Below are 18417 nucleotides of genomic sequence, written 5' to 3'. Positions count from 1 at the left end.
TTGGTATCGTGTATCTCATGAATCTCTCTTCTGATTGGATTCTTGACGGCGGATTTTTAAAAAGAGGGATCAATGGTTTTTGAACTGGAACGTCTTGTACAGCTCTGTGATGGCGTAGCGGTTATCTCTCTTATTGCATATTTCCTAACCCGAACACGGTACGCCAGTGTTTTCGTAACGAGAAAGTTTTCCCGGTTTTCAGTCCTTTTCATGGGGCTTATCGGGGGTCTTTTCTATGTATACGGGATTATGACCGGAGTTGAGATAGGCCCCTATTTTTTTAGTATTCAGGTTCTCGGCCCGGTTATTGCCGGATTGATTGCAGGGGTTATGAGCGGTTTTTTAGCCGGTATCTTTGGAATGCTGCTTCAGGTTGTGACAGGTCATCCGTTAGAACCCTCCGGATGCCTGATAACTCTGCTTTCCGGTATAATCGGCGGATTGTTCAGGCAATGGAATAAGAATGAATTAATCCGGATACCTCATGTATTTCTTCTTGGCATCCTGATAGGAATTATTCAGTTCAGTATCGGAGAAAAAGGAATCCGGCCTGAAGTCCTCATGCCTGGTGAGGTACTGGAAGGAATACTGGATGTCTTTCTCCCAACGATAGCTGGTCTGATTATCTTCGTGTTTATCATTAATAATCTGAGAATAGAAGCTGAAAACACCCATAAATCTTACCGGATGGAAGGAGAGATGCAGGCTGCACGGCAGATTCAACTGGGCTCTCTCCCTGGAAAAACCTTTGAATGGAAGAACCTGAAACTTGCTGCATCACTCATTCCTGCATCATATATCGGTGGAGATCTGTACGATTATCTTGAACTTGATGATGGAGGTCTTTACTTTGCCCTGGGTGATGTATCCGGAAAAGGAGTCCCTGCAGCGCTTCTCATGTCATCAACGAGGATGGTTCTCAGGTCAAAACTTCGTGAGACCCGTGATCCCTGTGCCCTGGTCAGTGAGATAAACCGCTCCTTCCTTGAAGATGGTGATAGCAAACAGTTTATCACCCTGATTGTGGGCCATATCAATTCAGACACCGGAGAAGTAATTTTTTGTAATGCAGGACATCCTCCTCCGTTTATTATTACTCCGTCAGGTGCCCGGGTTCTTGAATCAGACGGGAATCTTCCTGCAGGAATTATAGAAGATGAATCCTATGTTTCCCAAAAGATTACCTTAAACCCAGGTGATCTGCTCACCATTGTCAGTGACGGAGTTACAGAAGCTGAGCGCTTCGAGGATCTCTATGGTGTTTCGCAGGTGGTTGAAAAATTAGGTCAGCACCCCTTTTTAAGACCGGAAGAAGTGGTTACTCTTCTCAATGACGAAGTAAAACAATGGACCGGTGACAATCCCATGAGTGATGACTCAACAATACTTACGATTGGATTTTTTCCTGCTCAGTAAATCGGTTTAATATCCTGCCTTTTTTCCGTATTAAAAACACGTTTTTTTAATTTTTATTAAAAAAGAATCAGATAAAGCATTGGGCATCTGTAATTAATAAAACAGAAGAATGATGCATGAATAGTGCTAACCTATTCTGAAAACATATGAAAGATAAGTATGGTAATTTACCGAAGATACCAAAAATACCAAAGACGATGAGCACCCAGCACCCGGATAATGTCCATACTCCATTTTTTACTGAAAACATCGAACTTAACGGCGAAGATGAAGTAAAAGAAGCCTATTATGTATACTCACACCTGGGATGCACTGAACAGATGTGGGACTGTGAAGGAAAGGAAGTGGATAATTACGTCGTGAAAAAACTTCTTTCCAGGTACCGGGAATATTTCAAGGAGCATCACCTGGGCCGGGATCTTTTCCTTACCCTTCGTGTCCCAAACCCGGAGATTGAACGGACCGAAGCAAAAATCCTCCTTGAAACACTGGGGTCTATTCCCCGTTCATATGATGTTGCCCATCACTTTTATGGAGATGAACTGGCACCAATTTTTGAAGTCATTCTCCCGATGACTACTTCGTTTACATCAATCGACAATATTTACCAGTATTATTGTGATTTTGTCATCGGCCAGCAGCATAAGAGACTAGGTGGTCGTGATATGACCATTGCCGACTGGATTGGGCCTTTTCATCCGGATAAAATCCGGGTCATCCCGCTTTTTGAGGACCGGGATGGAATTCTATCCGCAGATTCCATTCTCAAACGTTACTTCCAGGACAAGGAACTTGACTATCAGCGGGTATTTTTCGCCCGGTCAGATCCGGCAGTGAATTATGGACTCATTGGTGCAGTCCTTCTGAATAAGATAGGTCTGTGGCGTCTTCGTCTCCTTTCAGAAGAGACGGAGATTCCCATATTTCCGATTATTGGGGCAGGGTCTGCACCGTTCAGGGGAAATTTACGTCCGGATACGGTAAAACGGGTTACCGATGAGTATGCAGGTGCTCATACGTTTACCATCCAGTCTGCATTTAAATATGATACCAATCTGGATGATGCAGTAAATGCAATCAGGTTCCTTGAAGAACGTGAGGTACCTCCGGCCAGGGAGATTGATGAGACGTATGCTGTTCCCCTTATTGACCGGTATGCCGAAGGATACCAGAAACAGATCCAGAGTCTGGCTCCTCTTATCAACCGGGTTGCTGCGTATATACCCAGCCGGAGAAAAAGAAAACTGCATGTTGGTTTATTCGGGTACTCGCGAAACATGGGAGGAGTATCTCTTCCCCGTGCCATTACAGTTACTGCTGCGTTGTATTCGATTGGTATTCCGCCGGAAATTCTCGGACTCAATGTCCTGACAGACAATGACAGAGATTTCATCCTTGAAAATTACCGGTATATCTCTGATGATCTGAAAGATGCCTGCAGATACTTAAATCCCGACTCTACGTATCTTCCGGAAGATCTCAAAAAGGCTCTTCCTGACTGGGTTGATTATGAACCTCATCCGGAGCATATGGCCCTTTCCGGTCAGATAGAAAAGGCAGTAACATCATGCCGGATTGATACCGTCCATGATCTGATCATCCGGGCAGCAGTTATAAGAAAATTCCTGGGATAATTTCCCTGATATTTTTTCCGGGGTCCGGTTTGGTTATCTATTAAGTTTGTCACAACATACCATTCACTACAAACATGGGTTCATTTGAAAAGGGTCTTTTGTTATTCCGGAAAGGAGAATATAAAAAAGCAGGAGACCTGCTCTCAATTGCCAGTACGGAGCAGCCGGATAACCTGAAGGTATGGAACGCTCTTGCAGTAGCACTCTCGAAATCGGGAGATAATACCCGGGCATTAACTGCCATTGATGCCGCTGTACGGCTGGATCCTGACAATCCGGTGTGTAAAAAGAACCGAGAGAAAATCCTTACTCAATTATCCAATACCTTTGAAATTGATGAATCCACGTATATCCATTCAAAAGAAGGCACCCGGCAAGTTGTAATTGACAAATTTCTAAAATTGCATACAAAACCTGATGATCTTATTCAGGTTGAAGAAGATGAGGAGTATGTCCTTGATGACCAATGGGAGATCTCACAGGGTTCTGAAGTTTTTTCTTCTGATGAATCGTCAGTTGCTCCTGGCAGTATAATTAAAGAAGAACCTGGATTTCTTCAATCAGAAAAAGTATCACTCCGGGATGAAACATCCACTCCGGATATTGATGACCTGGGTGTTTTGCCAGGTGGATCCCCTGATGATGGACAATTAGGTTTAGAAGACAATAAAAAAGAGCCTGATTCGTTAGGGTTTTTAGAAAATCCGTATGCAGATACGTTTTCATTAATAGAAGAAAAGGAAGAAGAAAAGGAAAAAACGAGAGAGAAAGAAGGAAAAGAAGAAAACAGTCCCCCAGGTAGTTCTATTCCGATAAAACCATTGATATTTTCACTGGCAGCATTGGTTATTCTTTTGATAGCGGGGATTTTTCTCTGGAATGCCGGGTTTTTCATGGAGAGCCCGGAGTATTATAGCCCTGAACCGATGTATGACCAAATTTCTGAACCAATTTCCACTCCTGTAACGGTAATACCAACGAGTGATGGGAGCCTCAGTCCGGTCATAGAAAATACGTCCACCATTCCCCCGGAGCCGGTGGAAATTTTAACTCCTGAAGAGATATTAGATACAAAAAATCTGCCTGAAAATTACGATGATGCAGAATTTTTCGCTGTTACCACTACCATGCTGTCAAGGGCAGATAATGAACTGAAAGTCTTACGATCTGCTCTTCAGGATCACAAGTATGCCCTGGTATCAGACGAAGTTGAGACCGTTCTGGATCTGATATACGATTATACGATAAAATATACCTCATATTCACTCTCTCCGGAGGCAACTGAATCAGCCCGGACTATTCATGAGATAACCGGTTTAATTGAGAAAGTTGTGGATTATTCTGAAAAAGCGATTGAGGCCTCTGACCTTGGAGAAAAAGAGGTTGAAAATGCTCACCTTGTCTCTGCAATAGAAAATATCAAAAAAGCGATGGAAAAAATAGAAGAGTATCAGAAGGCTAACGGTGCAAAATAGTCTCCTTCTTCCATCCCGGATACAAAATTATCTGCATACTGTTTTAGTACATCATCCGGATTTACATCACTGAATTCTTCCGGATGAAGAGCTTTTGCTAGGTACATTAAACCTGCAGGACTACGGGGACCATAAATAAGTTCTCCGTTTAGAACATAGACATTTTTCTCTTTTATTGCATTAAGGGATTCAAATCCGGGTCTGGTGAGTACATCTTCCCGTACCTGCTCAAGTGTTTTATCCGGTTTCACGGAAGCGGTCTTGATAATTACTGATGGATTCTCAGTGATAACCCATTCCGGAGTAACTTTTGGCCACTGTTCTCCAAGCGAAGCAGCGAGGTTTTTACCTCCGGCGAGATTCATAAGAATGTCAATACCGCTGTCTTTTCCCTGAGCTGAATACTCGGAATATCCTTCGATATATGCAGTAGGCATCTCTTCTCCTGAAATATTTCCTATACGTGAAGTTACTTCATCCTCCCATTTTTTCATAAAGGAAATATACTCATCCGCTTTCTCTTCTGCACCAATCATGGTCCCGATAGCACTGATATCATGTTCTAATGTGTTGAATTTATAAAAGTCAAGATAGATGAGATTAATTCCGGCAGCCTCTAACTGGTCTGCATTCTTTGGTTTGGAACTGGAATATGAGATGACGGCATCCGGTTTTAATTCAAGTATCCGTTCAACAGAAGGTGTCTGCCAGTTCCCGACACTCACTGCATTTGGAAGATGACTCATCAATGCTGAATCTGACAGGGTGCTTTCTGTAATTCCGATGACTTTGTCTCCGGAACCTAGGACAACCATTGCTTCTGCTGCATCACTATTCAGACCAATTACCCGTTCTACACTATGAGGGAGGGTGATTGTTTCTCCCACACTATCAGTAAAGGTCACCTCTGCAGAACCTACAATAATTACTGCCCCAAATGATAGAAATCCCAGGATAAAAAGAAAACGATATACATTATTCATCATACCACTTACCTATGAATAATTATTAGTTGTTACGAAAATACAAAAAGTGATCTTTTTAATTGTATTTATGAACCTGAATGTATGCACTACAAGAAGGGTTATTCATCCCATTCTAATTTTCGGGTTCATTTTATATGTAAATCTATAAACCCTGACTGAATTCAGGTTCGGTTTTTCCAATGTTTTCAGCACAAGGGCTTTCGTATTTCTTTGAGATGATAGGTTTCAATCGGGTATCTGATTAAGTATTCTGGCCAGATTTCATTTATTCCACTTTTACTTAACTCTCCTTTTTTTCTCCTGCCAGAGGCCAGTCTGGTAATACATAACGGCCTTTACCTGTTGTAATAAATTTCATGGGAACTCCGTACACAGATGTGATATTCTCTTCAGTCATGACCTCCGGAGCTGTGCCCATTTGAACAATTTTTCCTTTATCGAGTAGTATCACCCGGTCAGCATAATGATAGGCAAAATTGAGATCATGCACTGCAACAAGGACTGTTCCTGCTCCCTTTCTGGTGATAGTTTTCATTATCTCGAATACCTCTATCTGATGCCTGATATCAAGAGCACTGGTTGGTTCATCAAACAGGAAAAATTCCGGCTCCTGTGCTAATGCCCGGGCAATAAAGACCCGTTGTCTTTCACCTCCGGATAGTTCGGTTAACATTTTTTCTGACATTAAATCGATACTGAGCATCTGCATTGCTTCATGAACCTTATTAAGATCTGCAGGACTTAGTGACCATTGCACGTGCGGACGTCTTCCTAGTATTACTGCTTCAAGAACTGATGCAGAGGTCAGGTAATGAAATTCCTGAGGAACGTACCCGATTTTTTTGGCGATTTCATTGCGTGAAAACTCCAGGAAATTTTTATCTTTCATGAAGAGATTTCCCGAATATGATTCCAGGATTCCGGCAATGGTTTTGATAAGGGTACTCTTTCCGGATCCATTCGGACCGATGATACAGACAATCTCACCTTTTGCAAGTGAAAAATTGATTCCGGAGAGAACCTGAACTTTTCCATATCGTACTGAAATATCTTCTATCCTCAGTGTCATGTCTGTTTTCTCTCCTGTTATGTTATCATTCGGTGTTTGCCTCTCAATATGAGAAATAGGAAAAAGATACCCCCAATAACATACATGATGACACCAACCGGAATTTCAACTGGATCCATAATTGTCCGTGCTGCAGTATCTGAAATCAGGAGAATAAGTGCTCCAAGAAGTGCTGAACAGGGTATCAGGTACCGGTTATCATTACCTATCAGCATTCTACCAATATGAGGGCCCATAAGGCCAATAAACCCAATTATTCCGGTAAATGCAAGACATGCCGATGCTGCAAGGGTAGAGATAAATAGCCCCTTTATCCGGAGCCTGTTTACATTTACTCCCAGGTTTTTTGCAATATCATCCCCTGCAGAAAGGCTGTTTAAATCCCAGGCCAGAGATTCGAGATATAGGAGACATAACAGAGTTATTGGAGCGATAATTATAATTGCACCCCAGTTTGCTCCCCACATCCCTCCCATAAGCCAGAGGGTAATCTCCCGGAGCTTCTCATCATTGGTCTGGTATTTTAGGATCATAACCCCAGCGGTGAAGATATATCCGATTACAACTCCGGCAAGAATGAGCGTTGCACTGGATGATCCTTTCATCTTTGAAATTGCATAAATAATAAGAACTGATAGCCATCCAAGGAGAAATGCACAGAGTATAATCACTCCGTTTTGGAATTCTTCCGGAATGAAGGTCATGAACATTCCTCCGAAAACTATTGCGATTGCTGCTCCAAATGATGCAGCAGAAGAGAGTCCGAGGGTAAAGGGACTAACCAGGGGATTTCTGAGTAATGCCTGCATCACACAACCGGCAATTGCAAGACTTATTCCTGTGAAGATTGCTAAAAGAGCCCGAGGCAATCTAAAATCAATAATAACAATCTTTTCAGAGAGTGTTCCTTCAAGGAGTCCGGGATTTACCATAGCCTGGTAAAGGATTGTACATATCCTATCAAAAGAAAGATGGTATGATCCGGAATTAAGAGCATAAATGGAGGTCATGAAAAGGAGTACAAGAAGAGAGAAGAGGATTATGAGTTTATGCTTTTTTCCGCAAAGATATAAGGTAATGGTTGAATTTTCAGGATTTTTCATTCGTATATTTCTACCAGGAGTTCATCTAATATTTAACAATCTATCTGCCAAAGAAGGAGCTAATATTGGTTTTAAAGTTCAAATCACTCTTCAGCACACAAACGACACCTGAAATTTGTTTTTGCAACATTGTATTACCGATGAAATTATGAGTTTTTCAGTAACATTTTAAAGATGCGGGAGGGTTTTTATGAATTTAATGAAAGAGATGTTTTTGTAAAGGGTTCATAAGAATTTGGTATCTGACAGGATTACCCCTATCACGATAAACCATTTGGAATTCCTATTCTGTTTTAATATCCAGTGCATATACTATCACTTCTTCAGGCGACCCTTACAGTAGTATAACTTTCAAATTTGTTCAGATAGAATAATAATTTTGTGAAATGATATCCGAAACACAATTCATTTGATATGTGTATAAATCTGCGGGTCAGATCTTCAAAAAATCGTTAAACAGAGGATTCAACGGGAAAATAATAAAATCCTATTTCTATATGTCCGGACAGCAATGCGGAGTGTATGGAAGTGCGCAAGAGGTGTAACAGTATGAGACCAAATCAATACTGCCCGGATATTGAATGAATAACTGCATAAATCGGAATTTTTCTTCTCTCTGGTTGTACATCCACCTCTTAGAGAGTCTCATTAATGTAGTACTATTATTAATTATGCTCTAACTTGTTATGAATTTTCTTGTATTGTGTCCATAAATATAATAAACCTCGGTCTGCACATAAATTCAAAAAATTCAGTTTTTAGTGTTAGGGAAGAGATTGTTCTTTCCTTCCAGAAAAAAAAGGTGAGAGATTATTCCAGATAAACATAAAACCTCATAAACCAAAAATTCAGATACATTCATTTTCAGGGTGTCTTTCAGGTGCATGAAAAATATATTTCCGTAAAATCCGGTTATCCTCCGGGTGTACCCATTTATATCGGAAAACAGGAAGCGAATAACACAACTTTTTCGATTATTTGGTATGATGACAAAAATGTTCAGGTTTTATCTCATCTGGATCCTGATACCATTGAATTACACCCTGATAAAAAACAGATCACCTGGATACATGTATCAGGACTCCGTGATATTGATCAGCTGAACAGATTTTTTTCAAAACTTGCTTTACATCCTCTCATTATTGAAGATATTTTTAATACAAAGGGTCGGGCGAAAATAGAGGATTTTAATGATTCTCTTTTTATTGTCCTTGAAATGGTTAATTCTCCTGAAGAGGAATGGTATTCACAAAAAATTAATATCATCGTAAAAAATGGGATTTTAATCTCTGTTTCAGAATCCGGAGATCCCTTCTCTACTATAAGAGAACGAATTACGCACCCAAATGGGAAGTTCAGATCAAATGGAATTGATTATCTGATGTATTCCCTGGTTGATTTAATCGTAGATTCCTTTTTTTATGCTCTTGAAAGGATTGAAGAATCAGCAGAAACCTTGGAAGATAAGGTTTTAAAAAATCCAAATCCGGAAATAGTCCGGGAAATACAATCATTCAGGCATGATCTTATTACTTTCAGGCGACAGGTCTGGTCATTACGTGAAGTGGTTATGCACCTTGAACGCTCTGAATCTGTTTTTCTGAAAGATACGACCCGGGTTTTCATGAGGGATGTTTATGATCACGTCATAAAAATCACTGAAGACCTTGACATGCACCGGGAAATGGCCGAAGGAATAATGGAAATCTATCTTTCATCAATTTCCAACCGGACTAATGATATTGTCCGGACACTTACCGTGATTACGGTTATTTTTATTCCCCTGACGTTTATTACCGGTATCTATGGTATGAATTTTACCTTTTTGCCTGGAATAAATGATCCTGACGGGCATATTCTGATTATGTCCATGATGACCTTCATCGCAAGTTTCATGGTAATACTATTCAAATGGAAAAAATGGATATAATTCCGGTTAATTGGTATTGGTGAAGGGAATGGTTTTTTTCTGATTCCGGGCATTCCATGTTAGATGAAAACAGGCTCTAATAACTTGAATTGTTCGTTTTCTTATGTTGCAGTTGTACAAGATTGCATCCTAAAAAAAACTCCGGATATCTCTAATAATCGCGATTTTTTTGAGCACTAACTATATATGTTTATAACTTCATCTTCAGGTATAAATATGAGGTGAGAGGAATGAACAGATGGTTATTCATCCTGATTTGCAGCATAATGGGTATTTTATCGGCCAATGCCGTTAATGCAGCAGATGCCAATTTTGCCTACTCCGGAGTTGCCACGTATGATGATCAGCCGGCTACAATGAACCTCGCAATTACCGGAACTGCGGTAACCGGTACCCTGTCAAAACCAGGCATTTGTGAGAGCAATATCCGGCTTACCAGTACAACCCTTACACTTAACGGAGTTTTGGCCGGTGGATCATGGGAAGGGTCCGGAACAATCACCGGAACCTGGACCGGGGGCGATTCTGTATGTGGTACTCAGCTTACCATTGCAGACGGGTATCCCCAGCAGGGAACATTTACCATCTCGTATGATGGAAGCACGGTTCAGCTCCTTCGAACCGGAGCAGCACCACTTCCTTCAGGCTGGACCTATGACTTTGGCCCGACCGGACAGGTATATACTCCGTCGGCAGCATTTCCAATCCCAATCCTTGATTATACCACTACATCCTTAGTTGATGATAATTATCTCAACACGGATAGGAAGTCAGCCTTCTCAACAACTGATCAAACGGTATATACATGGGTCAAATTAGGGCCAGTATATGGGGGAGAGGCCGTCAACATAATCTGGAAAGATCCAAATGGAAATGAGCATTACACTTCAAAAATGACCGTTTCTGATCCGGCAGAACAGAATTTTGAATATTGGGAGACATATACGCTCTATTCATACATTAGTATAGCCGGATGGGAACCGGCCAACAATCCTGGTACCTGGACATCCAACATCTACATAGATGGAAAGTTTCTGTATTCCCATCCGTTTACGATATCTGCACCTTCCGGCGGAGGGGGTATTCTGGCCGGATTGTCGTATCTTCCATCAGCACCTACCGCCGGACAGGATATTACCTTTACCCTGAATACAAACAATCCTCCGGCAAATCCATCTTATTCCTGGGATATGGGTGAAGCTTTCTTTGATGGACAACCGGTAGCCTGGACCGAAGAACCGACGTTTACGTATAATTATTATGATCCGGGGACATACACCGTGGCGGTCCAATTGAGGGATAAAGATAATTACACTACTATCCTGGACGAAAAATCCTGGGATGTTGTGGTAAGCAAATAATTTTTTTATTCATTCTTTTTTATTTAATTGATAAAAGTTTATCAATTTTCAATCAGGTAATAATTTTATTCTTTCTGATTGTATCTATAAAAGAATCTTAGGATAGGTTCATTGTTCAGGATTTTATTCTGTTAGATGTGTGTGGAAGAATTAGTTATGGCAGAAAAACCGGATTTTCATCTATATTCCAGGACAACTCATGGAGAAGAAATTGTATCTGCAGATGACACGATTATCATCCGTTTTCCCTCAATCCGATCAGTCTTATCAACCTCATGGATTAACGGGGGATACCGGGAAGACGTGAGTGCAGTCATTATCAGCCATCCTCCATCACAGACTTTTACACAACCGGACCTGAAAAGAGTGACCGTAGAGTCATACCTTACAACAATCTCAAAAAAATTTCAATTAGATCCTTCCATTACTTCCGGACTTCTTACCGGAGCCCCGGTAAAAGATGCTGCAATAGTTACCCATTCAATGAATGGAATAGAAATAACAGCAGTTGCCACCTCAGGATTTGGAAAATATGATGACCACCGGGTGAAATCTGATGATGAACCAATGGAATTTTTTTCCGATGCGGTAAATATTGTCCTTATTATTGGCGCCGAAATACCCGATCATGATATGGTTCGGGCGGTAACACTTGCTGCTGAAGCGAAAACAAACGTTTTCATGGAATTAATGAAACAACACCGGCTTGATAGCCGGAAATCTTCAGCATATAGCACTGATGGTATCGTAATTATTGCGCAAAAAAACCTGGAAAATACTCTGAAAAATCTGAAAGAGTATGCAGATATTGAAGATCTGATAAAAAGTACCGTAAACGAGGCCACTCGAATTATTCTTGAGAGGATTTATCCGGATCGAAATACCGTTGAGCAGAATATCCTTGACAGGCTCAGGCGTTTTTCCATAACGGAAGAGGATATCTTTGAAAAATCACTTTCCATGCAGGGTCCGGGTGATAAGGGGGCCTTTTTTTCTACATTGCATGACATTGCAAAACAACCTTCCCTTCTTGCTGCAGTAACGGCTGTTATTCACATCATGGATGAGATAAGACAGAATCTGGTACCTGAAGAGGCAGGAAAAATAGCAGCACGAAAGATTTTACGGGTTATGCCGGAGATCTGTGGATTGATGCCGGACCAGGAGTTTTTATTCCTCCTCCGGAGTGATGAGCCAATAGACAGTCATCTGGAAAAAATCATTGCATGGATTGCAAAGAAAAAAATATCGTGAAAATGAGTATTCATCATATCTTCGCTTTTTTCTATGAAATTTTCAGAACAATTAATAGTACAAAAGGGTGTTGAGACGGTGAAATTTGCAACAATTCCTCTGGAAGGATAAATATTCATCTCTGGGTTTTGATGGCAAAAAAAATATCCGGAGCCTAAAAAACTATAAAAATTTTCAGTTTTTCGTTAGTTAATGGGTATGATGTAGTTTGAATGAAAAAATGACAGTACGGCTATTGCTCTTAAGTTATATTGAGCTTATTATCTCTCTACTCTCTGGAAATCTCGTCATTACAAAAAAGAGATTTATCCTGTGTCCAAAGGAGAAGTGATGGGAATACCTTCAATTCCAAAGAAGGTAAGTCTTCCCTGATTATCCGAAGAGGTGCATAACCGTCCATCATCCAATACAAGTTCGAACGTTCCAGGTGGTGTAACTTCTCTGATATAGTCTTCCATCACCATACAATGCTCACACCCTTCGGATTTTTCATCCACATCAGGTTTCAAGGCTCCTTTATACCAGGGTTTTCCATTCCAATAGAGCGTATAGGGTATCCTGTCAGACTCATCAGTTTTCATTGCAATGGTGCTAATCTTAAAGACCTCTGAATAATCCCGGGTGGATGTTCTTGCATGTACTTCCTGTATTGTGCAGCAATCTTTACAGGATTCTTTTTCACCTGCAAGAACTGATATTTTGTAAACGGACTCAGTTTTTTCAGGTTTTATCTCACCACCACTTTCAGGAACCTCAACAATCTGGTCCTCATATCCATCATCATGTTCAAAGGTTATCAAATATTCTCCAGGATGAACATCCGTAATGAGTAATGGGGTTTCTCCCTGTGGTTCTCCATTAATATATATCTTGATATTATCGGGTTGTTCCATGAGGTTAATTGATCCAAATACCGTTTCTGTTGGCTCAATTTGAAGAGACTCTTCTTCTATCCTACTGATTAATCCTTCATTCGGCTTAGGAGTCATTATTGGTTGGATTTCAGGAGTAGGTTCCGGATTAACTGTATCTGTGGGTTCTCCGGTCACTGTTGGTTCTGGAGTAACTGTGTCGGTAGGTTCCACTGTCAGTGTAGGTTCCGGATTAACTGTATCAGTGGGTTCTCCTATGACTGTCGGCTCCGGAGTAACAATTTCAGTAGGTTCCCCGGTCAGTGTGGGTTCCGGATTAACTGTATCAGTGGGTTCTATGGTCACTGTCGGCTCCGGAGTTACTTGTTCGGTAGGTTCTATTGTCCTTGTAGGTTCCGGAGTAATTGTATCAGTAGGTTCTCCGGTCACTGCGGGTTCCGGATTGACCTCACCGGTGGGTTCTCCTGTCACTGTCGGCTCTGGAGTAACTACATCGGTAGGTTCTATTGTCCTTGTAGGTTCCGGAGTAACAATTTCAGTAGGTTCTCCCGTGACTGTCGGCTCTGGAGTAACTACATCGGTAGGTTCTCCTGTCACTTTTGGTTCTGGAGTAACTGTATCAGTGGGTTCTATGGTCACTGTCGGTTCCTGAGTGACTTGTTCGGTAGGTTCTATTGTCCTTGTAGGTTCCGGAGTAATTGTATCAGTGGGTTCTATGGTCACTGCGGGTTCCGGAGTAACAATTTCAGTAGGTTCTCCCGTGACTGTTGGCTCCTGAGTGACTTGTTCGGTAGGTTCCCTGGTCACTGTCGGCTCCGGAGTAACAATTTCAGTAGGTTCTCCTGTTACTGTTGGTTCCGGATTAACTGTATCCGTGGGTTCTCCGGTCACTGCGGGTTCCGGATTAACAGTATCTGTGGGTTCCACTGTGACTGTTGGTTCCGGATTAACTGTATCAGTGGGTTCTCCTGTCACTGTCGGCTCTGGAGTAACTACATCGGTAGGTTCTATTGTCCTTGTAGGTTCCGGAGTAACAATTTCAGTAGGTTCTCCTGTTAGTGTCGGTTCCGGAGTAACTGTATCAGTTGTTTCTCCTGTCACTGTCGGCTCCGGGGTAACTGTATCAGTGGATTCTATTGTCACTGTTGGTTCTGGAGTAACTTGTTCGGTAGGTTCTATTGTCCTTGTAGGTTCTGGAGTAATTGTATCAGTGGGTTGACCTGTTACTGTTGGTTCCGGAGTAACTGTATCCGTGGGTTCTATTGTCACTGTTGGCTCCGGAGTGACTTGTTCGGTAGGTTCTTTTGTCCTTGTAGGTTCCGGATTAACTGTGTCTGTGGGTTCTATGGTCACTGTCGGTTCCGGATTAACTGTATCCGTGGGTTCTCCTGTGACTGTTGGTTCTGGAGTTACTTGTTCGGTAGGTTCTCCTGTCAGTGTCGGCTCTGGACTTACGGTTCCTTTTGGTTCAACCTTTGATTCGGCAAGGGTTTCATCCTTATCTTTCTTCGCTGAATCGGGGAGCAAAACCTGAGCCCCGGGCTTGGTCCCGGATGTTCCATCATAACCGGGGGTTGCAAGGGTCTCGCCTTCATCGGTAATCTCCTGTGATCCAGAGGGAGTGGTAACCTGAGCACCCCCCTTATCTTTCTCGTCTTTCTGGTCTTTTGTTGAAACAACCGTTGGAGTCGGCTCTGGACTTACGGTTCCTTTAGGTTCACCCTTTGATTCGGCACGGGTTTCATCCTTATCTTTCTTCGCTGAATCGGGGAGCAAAACCTGAGCCCCTGGCTTTGTCCCTGTCGTTCCATCATAACCGGGGGTTGCAAGGGTCTCGCCTTCATCGGTAATCTCCTGTGATCCAGAGGGAGTGGTAACCTGAGCACCCCCCTTATCTTTCTCGTCTTTCTGGTCTTTTGTTGAATCAACAGTTGTAGTCAGCTCTGGACTGAGAGTTCCTTTAGGTTCACCCTTTGATTCGGCAAGGGTTTCATCCTTATCTTTCTTCGCTGAATCGGGGAGCAAAACCTGAGCCCCTGGCTTTGTCCCAGTCGTTCCATCATAACCAGGTGTTGCAAGAGTCTCTCCTTCATCAGTTATCTCCTGGGATCCAGAGGGAGTGGTAACCTGGGCACCCCCCTTATCTTTCTTATCAATGGTTTCTTCATCTTGCAATACCACTGAAGAAAGGGAACTCATAAATTCTTCTTCCAAATTGGAGAGAGACTCCCCGAATATTGCTCCGTTTGCTATTGAAAACTCAAAATTCGTTTGTTCTGTTTCTTCATCTGTAATTGGTATTATTGTAACCGGTTCAATTGTGGAAAATGTTTCAATTATCGGAGAACCTTCTTCAGACACTAACCCCTCTCCGAATATTGCTCCATTCGCTACTGAAAGCTCAAAATCAATATCAAAATCTGCCCATGAACCAAATATGTCTTCTTCTGGTGACTCAATCGAAGATATCGACTCGAATTCCAACATACCTTCATCAGAATTGAGACCTTCCCCAAATATTGCTCCATTTGCGATTGAAATTTGATATTCATGGTTTTCAACCAGGGTAGGATCTGGTGGAGTAGGAATCTGGTTTGGATCTGGTTCTGAAGAAACAGACTTTTCCCAATCAAGAGATTCTGATATATCCATCTCCTCCCAGTTGACCGGTTCCTCATATTCCTCATTCAACAAATTATTCCAATCAAAAGGGTCATCAGATTCTATGGGTTCAGGCGTAGGAACCGCAGTATTATTATCAGCACAAGAAGGACTTACCAATAAAAAAATTATCAGAGTTATTATTGTAATTGATAATTTCCATGATCGTGATATCATTTTTTCCACCCCTGGTTTTATTTTCTCTCGCACCATAATTTCGATGAATTTCTGATTCAATAAAAATAGATTTTTTTATATTTCTAATGGCCCGACTATTTCAGAGATTTCATCAATTATTGAAGGCCATATATGGAAAAAGACGATTCTGAAATCTCAGTCTTTATGTGATAATCGATAATAGGTCATAATAATATTTAGATGTATTGATAGTAGAATCCAGCAAATAAAATTGTAAAATTATTATAAACAAATTAATATTAAATAAAAGGTATATAACTCAAATAAGATTCAGCGATATAAATTTATAAAAGATATTCCAATTATAGCGTATGAAATCGATATTCCTTTTTACTTTTTTTTTATCCATCTGCTTAAGTTTTGTAGGTATTGGGAGTGCTGAAGTAAGTACCTTGGACAATCCTCCTGAATGGAAAGAGGGTTATTTCCCTACTTACCCTATGGATCCAAAAATTACCTGGGTTGGTAATTTGTCCCTTGAAGCTGGATATCCCCTTGTAGATCACGCATTTAGTCCGTTCACTGAAAAAGACTGGGATATGTATGGTGTTGGAAAAGAACATGTAATTCGAATAATTGCATATGAAAACCCCCCTCTTTTCCCAAATAAGACAGCATATGCAATTTATCATGAAGGGCTTGAAACGATGCCATGGCTTATTGAGATGAAAAACCCGGTAACTGGTGATGACATGCTGGCACAGGTAGCATCAACCCCGAAAGGAAAATATAATCCTGATTTAACCCCTCTTGAAAATGATGAACAAAATAATATCGGTTGGTATGTTGTTGACGGAACATTGTATCCACGTACATGGATTAGTGGTCATCTTGCTGAAGGTCAGAGCTGGGTTGAGTACTGGGGACCTTACAATCCGGATAAGGAAGGATCCAAATTAAGAAAAAGGATCTATACTATAACTGAAGAGCCTGTGACTTTTGCAGGCAAAACATATGACGGATATAAAGTAAAAATTGTTGGCCCTCATATCATCGCAAATGTTCCAGTTGAATCAGTTGAAGAATTAATCCTGATAGATGGTATAGGTGTAACCTCAAGAATGCTCTCTCATACGGCAACCGAACCATTTGAGAGAAATTCTTCGATAACCGGAAAACAAACCATGCCTGAAGGAACCATGATATTCCGTCATCTGGTGACAATGCTCTCAATGGACCAGGGTAACTAGTAAAGTGGGTTTTTTTAGAAAATCAAATTTTTAATTGATTACAGAAAAAACCTGAGAGGATTGATTGAAAATCTGATTATTATTTTTCAATTAGTCTCTAATAAAAAGGAATTCACATCAATAGACACAAAATGAACATTTTTAGAAAATTTTTAATGGTTCTGATTTTCATTGTCTGCACAAATCTCTGTGCTCTCGTTATTGCGGACAGACTTCCGAGTGAAGTTGCAGAAAATCAGATATTTACCATAGATACTGAAATAAAAGCAGTCGGGATAATGAGTGAAGAAAGTTCTGTTGACTGGACTATTGATTATCAGCGTTTGTATGTCAATGGAACATATGATTATGGACATATTCACGATGGAATATTGAACAGAACTGAGAGCATTGCGATACTTCAATGGGATGATTCACTCCGGAGTTCAGGAGGAAGCATCGCAATAGGCAAAAAAGTTGCGTATAATTCAAAAAATAAGGCAACGTCAAGGTATAACCTACAAACTGAAAAAGTTCTTACATATCGGACAAAAGAAGGATCCCATCTTTCAGGAGGAGAATCATGGTCTCTGGATGTTGCAGGAAACTGGGATTTTAAACGTCAATATGTCAGGTGCGTATTTGCAGAAAATGATCCCGATTATTTTCCAGCATTTTGCAATATTATCAAAGCAGACAGTAAATTACTGAATTTCAACACCGGACAACTCTCAACCAGAGGAGTGGCACGAGCGGTAACTTATTACACACAATATCCATCAGCACTTAATTATCTCATTGCAGTGAGACCAGATTCTGATATGAACAGCCCAGCAATGGGGACGATAAAAACTGACTTTGGTGGCTCAATTATGGAAGCCAGGGAACGATCCAACAATGTCTCTGCGACGAATACCTGGAAAGATTCAATATCAGTAACCGGTGGCATTGAAAGGTTCCAGAAGAAATTAACCTATGAATCTGGATTAAACATCTGATGTTGTAAGAAAACCATGTAATGTTTTTTATCACCTTCATGGAAATTTATCATAAAGGTTCATTATTTTCTTCCTGATGATAAAACAAACCGTGGAATTTTGGTGAACTTGCCCATCACAAAGAACAGAATCACACAAAATAACTTCCATAAATTTGGAGCAGAGGATACTTTCCGAGATTTAATCGGTTCTTCAATGGCTCTTTATCTAATTTAACCAGAACAAGGGGGAAACGTCACATCGAACACACAATGATGTATATTCTCCCGTATCCGGATGATCTTTCGTGAG

The 18417-nt window shown here is 41.0% G+C and carries 12 protein-coding genes; 8 read left to right on the top strand and 4 right to left on the bottom strand.

Annotated elements, in window-relative coordinates; translation table 11 throughout:
• Positions 1–72: 72 nt before the first annotated feature.
• From DLD82_RS02320 to DLD82_RS02310, 3 genes are all read left to right on the top strand, one after another.
• Positions 73–1416, top strand: coding sequence for a SpoIIE family protein phosphatase (locus DLD82_RS02320; RefSeq protein WP_109939493.1), 1344 nt, complete (start codon positions 73–75; stop codon positions 1414–1416).
• 146 nt (positions 1417–1562) lie between these two features.
• Entirely contained in the window at positions 1563–3050 is a 1488-nt protein-coding gene (gene ppcA / locus DLD82_RS02315) for a phosphoenolpyruvate carboxylase (RefSeq protein ID WP_109939492.1), read from the top strand.
• Positions 3051–3124: 74 nt separating this feature from the next.
• Positions 3125–4525, top strand: coding sequence for a tetratricopeptide repeat protein (locus DLD82_RS02310; protein WP_109939491.1), 1401 nt, complete (start codon positions 3125–3127; stop codon positions 4523–4525).
• Here the strand turns inward: DLD82_RS02310 and DLD82_RS02305 are convergent.
• The 3 genes from DLD82_RS02305 to DLD82_RS02295 form a co-directional block, all read right to left on the bottom strand.
• Entirely contained in the window at positions 4501–5511 is a 1011-nt protein-coding gene (locus DLD82_RS02305) for an ABC transporter substrate-binding protein (protein WP_109939490.1), read from the bottom strand. The genes DLD82_RS02310 and DLD82_RS02305 overlap by 25 nt on opposite strands.
• 280 nt (positions 5512–5791) lie before the next feature.
• On the bottom strand, positions 5792–6580 hold the full coding sequence (locus tag DLD82_RS02300; RefSeq protein WP_109939489.1) for an ABC transporter ATP-binding protein: 789 nt from the start codon (positions 6578–6580) through the stop codon (positions 5792–5794).
• Positions 6581–6597: 17 nt separating this feature from the next.
• Positions 6598–7683 carry a FecCD family ABC transporter permease gene (locus tag DLD82_RS02295; RefSeq protein ID WP_109939488.1) on the bottom strand — a complete coding sequence of 362 codons (1086 nt, stop codon included), beginning with the start codon at positions 7681–7683 and terminating at the stop codon, positions 6598–6600.
• Between the two features lie 880 nt (positions 7684–8563).
• Here DLD82_RS02295 and corA point away from each other — a divergent pair.
• The 3 genes from corA to DLD82_RS02280 all read left to right on the top strand — a co-directional run bounded on the left by corA (position 8564) and on the right by DLD82_RS02280 (position 12228).
• Positions 8564–9613 carry a magnesium/cobalt transporter CorA gene (gene corA / locus DLD82_RS02290; RefSeq protein WP_181391206.1) on the top strand — a complete coding sequence of 350 codons (1050 nt, stop codon included), beginning with the start codon at positions 8564–8566 and terminating at the stop codon, positions 9611–9613.
• A 230-nt stretch (positions 9614–9843) separates the two neighbouring features.
• On the top strand, positions 9844–10974 hold the full coding sequence (locus DLD82_RS02285; protein WP_109939486.1) for a PKD domain-containing protein: 1131 nt from the start codon (positions 9844–9846) through the stop codon (positions 10972–10974).
• 156 nt (positions 10975–11130) lie between these two features.
• Positions 11131–12228, top strand: coding sequence for an adenosylcobinamide amidohydrolase (locus DLD82_RS02280; RefSeq protein ID WP_219968291.1), 1098 nt, complete (start codon positions 11131–11133; stop codon positions 12226–12228).
• A 305-nt stretch (positions 12229–12533) separates the two neighbouring features.
• Here the strand turns inward: DLD82_RS02280 and DLD82_RS18840 are convergent, their stop codons facing one another.
• A complete protein-coding gene (locus DLD82_RS18840; protein WP_219968290.1) occupies positions 12534–15938 on the bottom strand; it encodes a hypothetical protein in 3405 nt (1134 codons plus the stop codon).
• 332 nt (positions 15939–16270) lie between these two features.
• Here DLD82_RS18840 and DLD82_RS02265 point away from each other — a divergent pair, with 332 nt between their 5' ends.
• Both DLD82_RS02265 and DLD82_RS02260 read left to right on the top strand, forming a co-directional pair.
• Positions 16271–17149: a hypothetical protein gene (locus DLD82_RS02265; RefSeq protein WP_146199665.1), complete on the top strand. Its 879-nt coding sequence runs from the start codon at positions 16271–16273 to the stop codon at positions 17147–17149.
• Positions 17150–17304: 155 nt separating this feature from the next.
• The gene (locus tag DLD82_RS02260) at positions 17305–18126 is read left to right on the top strand and encodes a hypothetical protein (RefSeq protein WP_146199664.1); all 822 of its coding nucleotides are present in this window, start codon (positions 17305–17307) and stop codon (positions 18124–18126) included.
• Positions 18127–18417: the final 291 nt, after the last annotated feature.

Source organism: Methanospirillum stamsii, assembly GCF_003173335.1.
Classification (GTDB): domain Archaea; phylum Halobacteriota; class Methanomicrobia; order Methanomicrobiales; family Methanospirillaceae; genus Methanospirillum; species Methanospirillum stamsii.
Note: the sequence above shows the minus strand (reverse complement) of the source record. Positions and strands in the feature narration are given on the sequence as shown.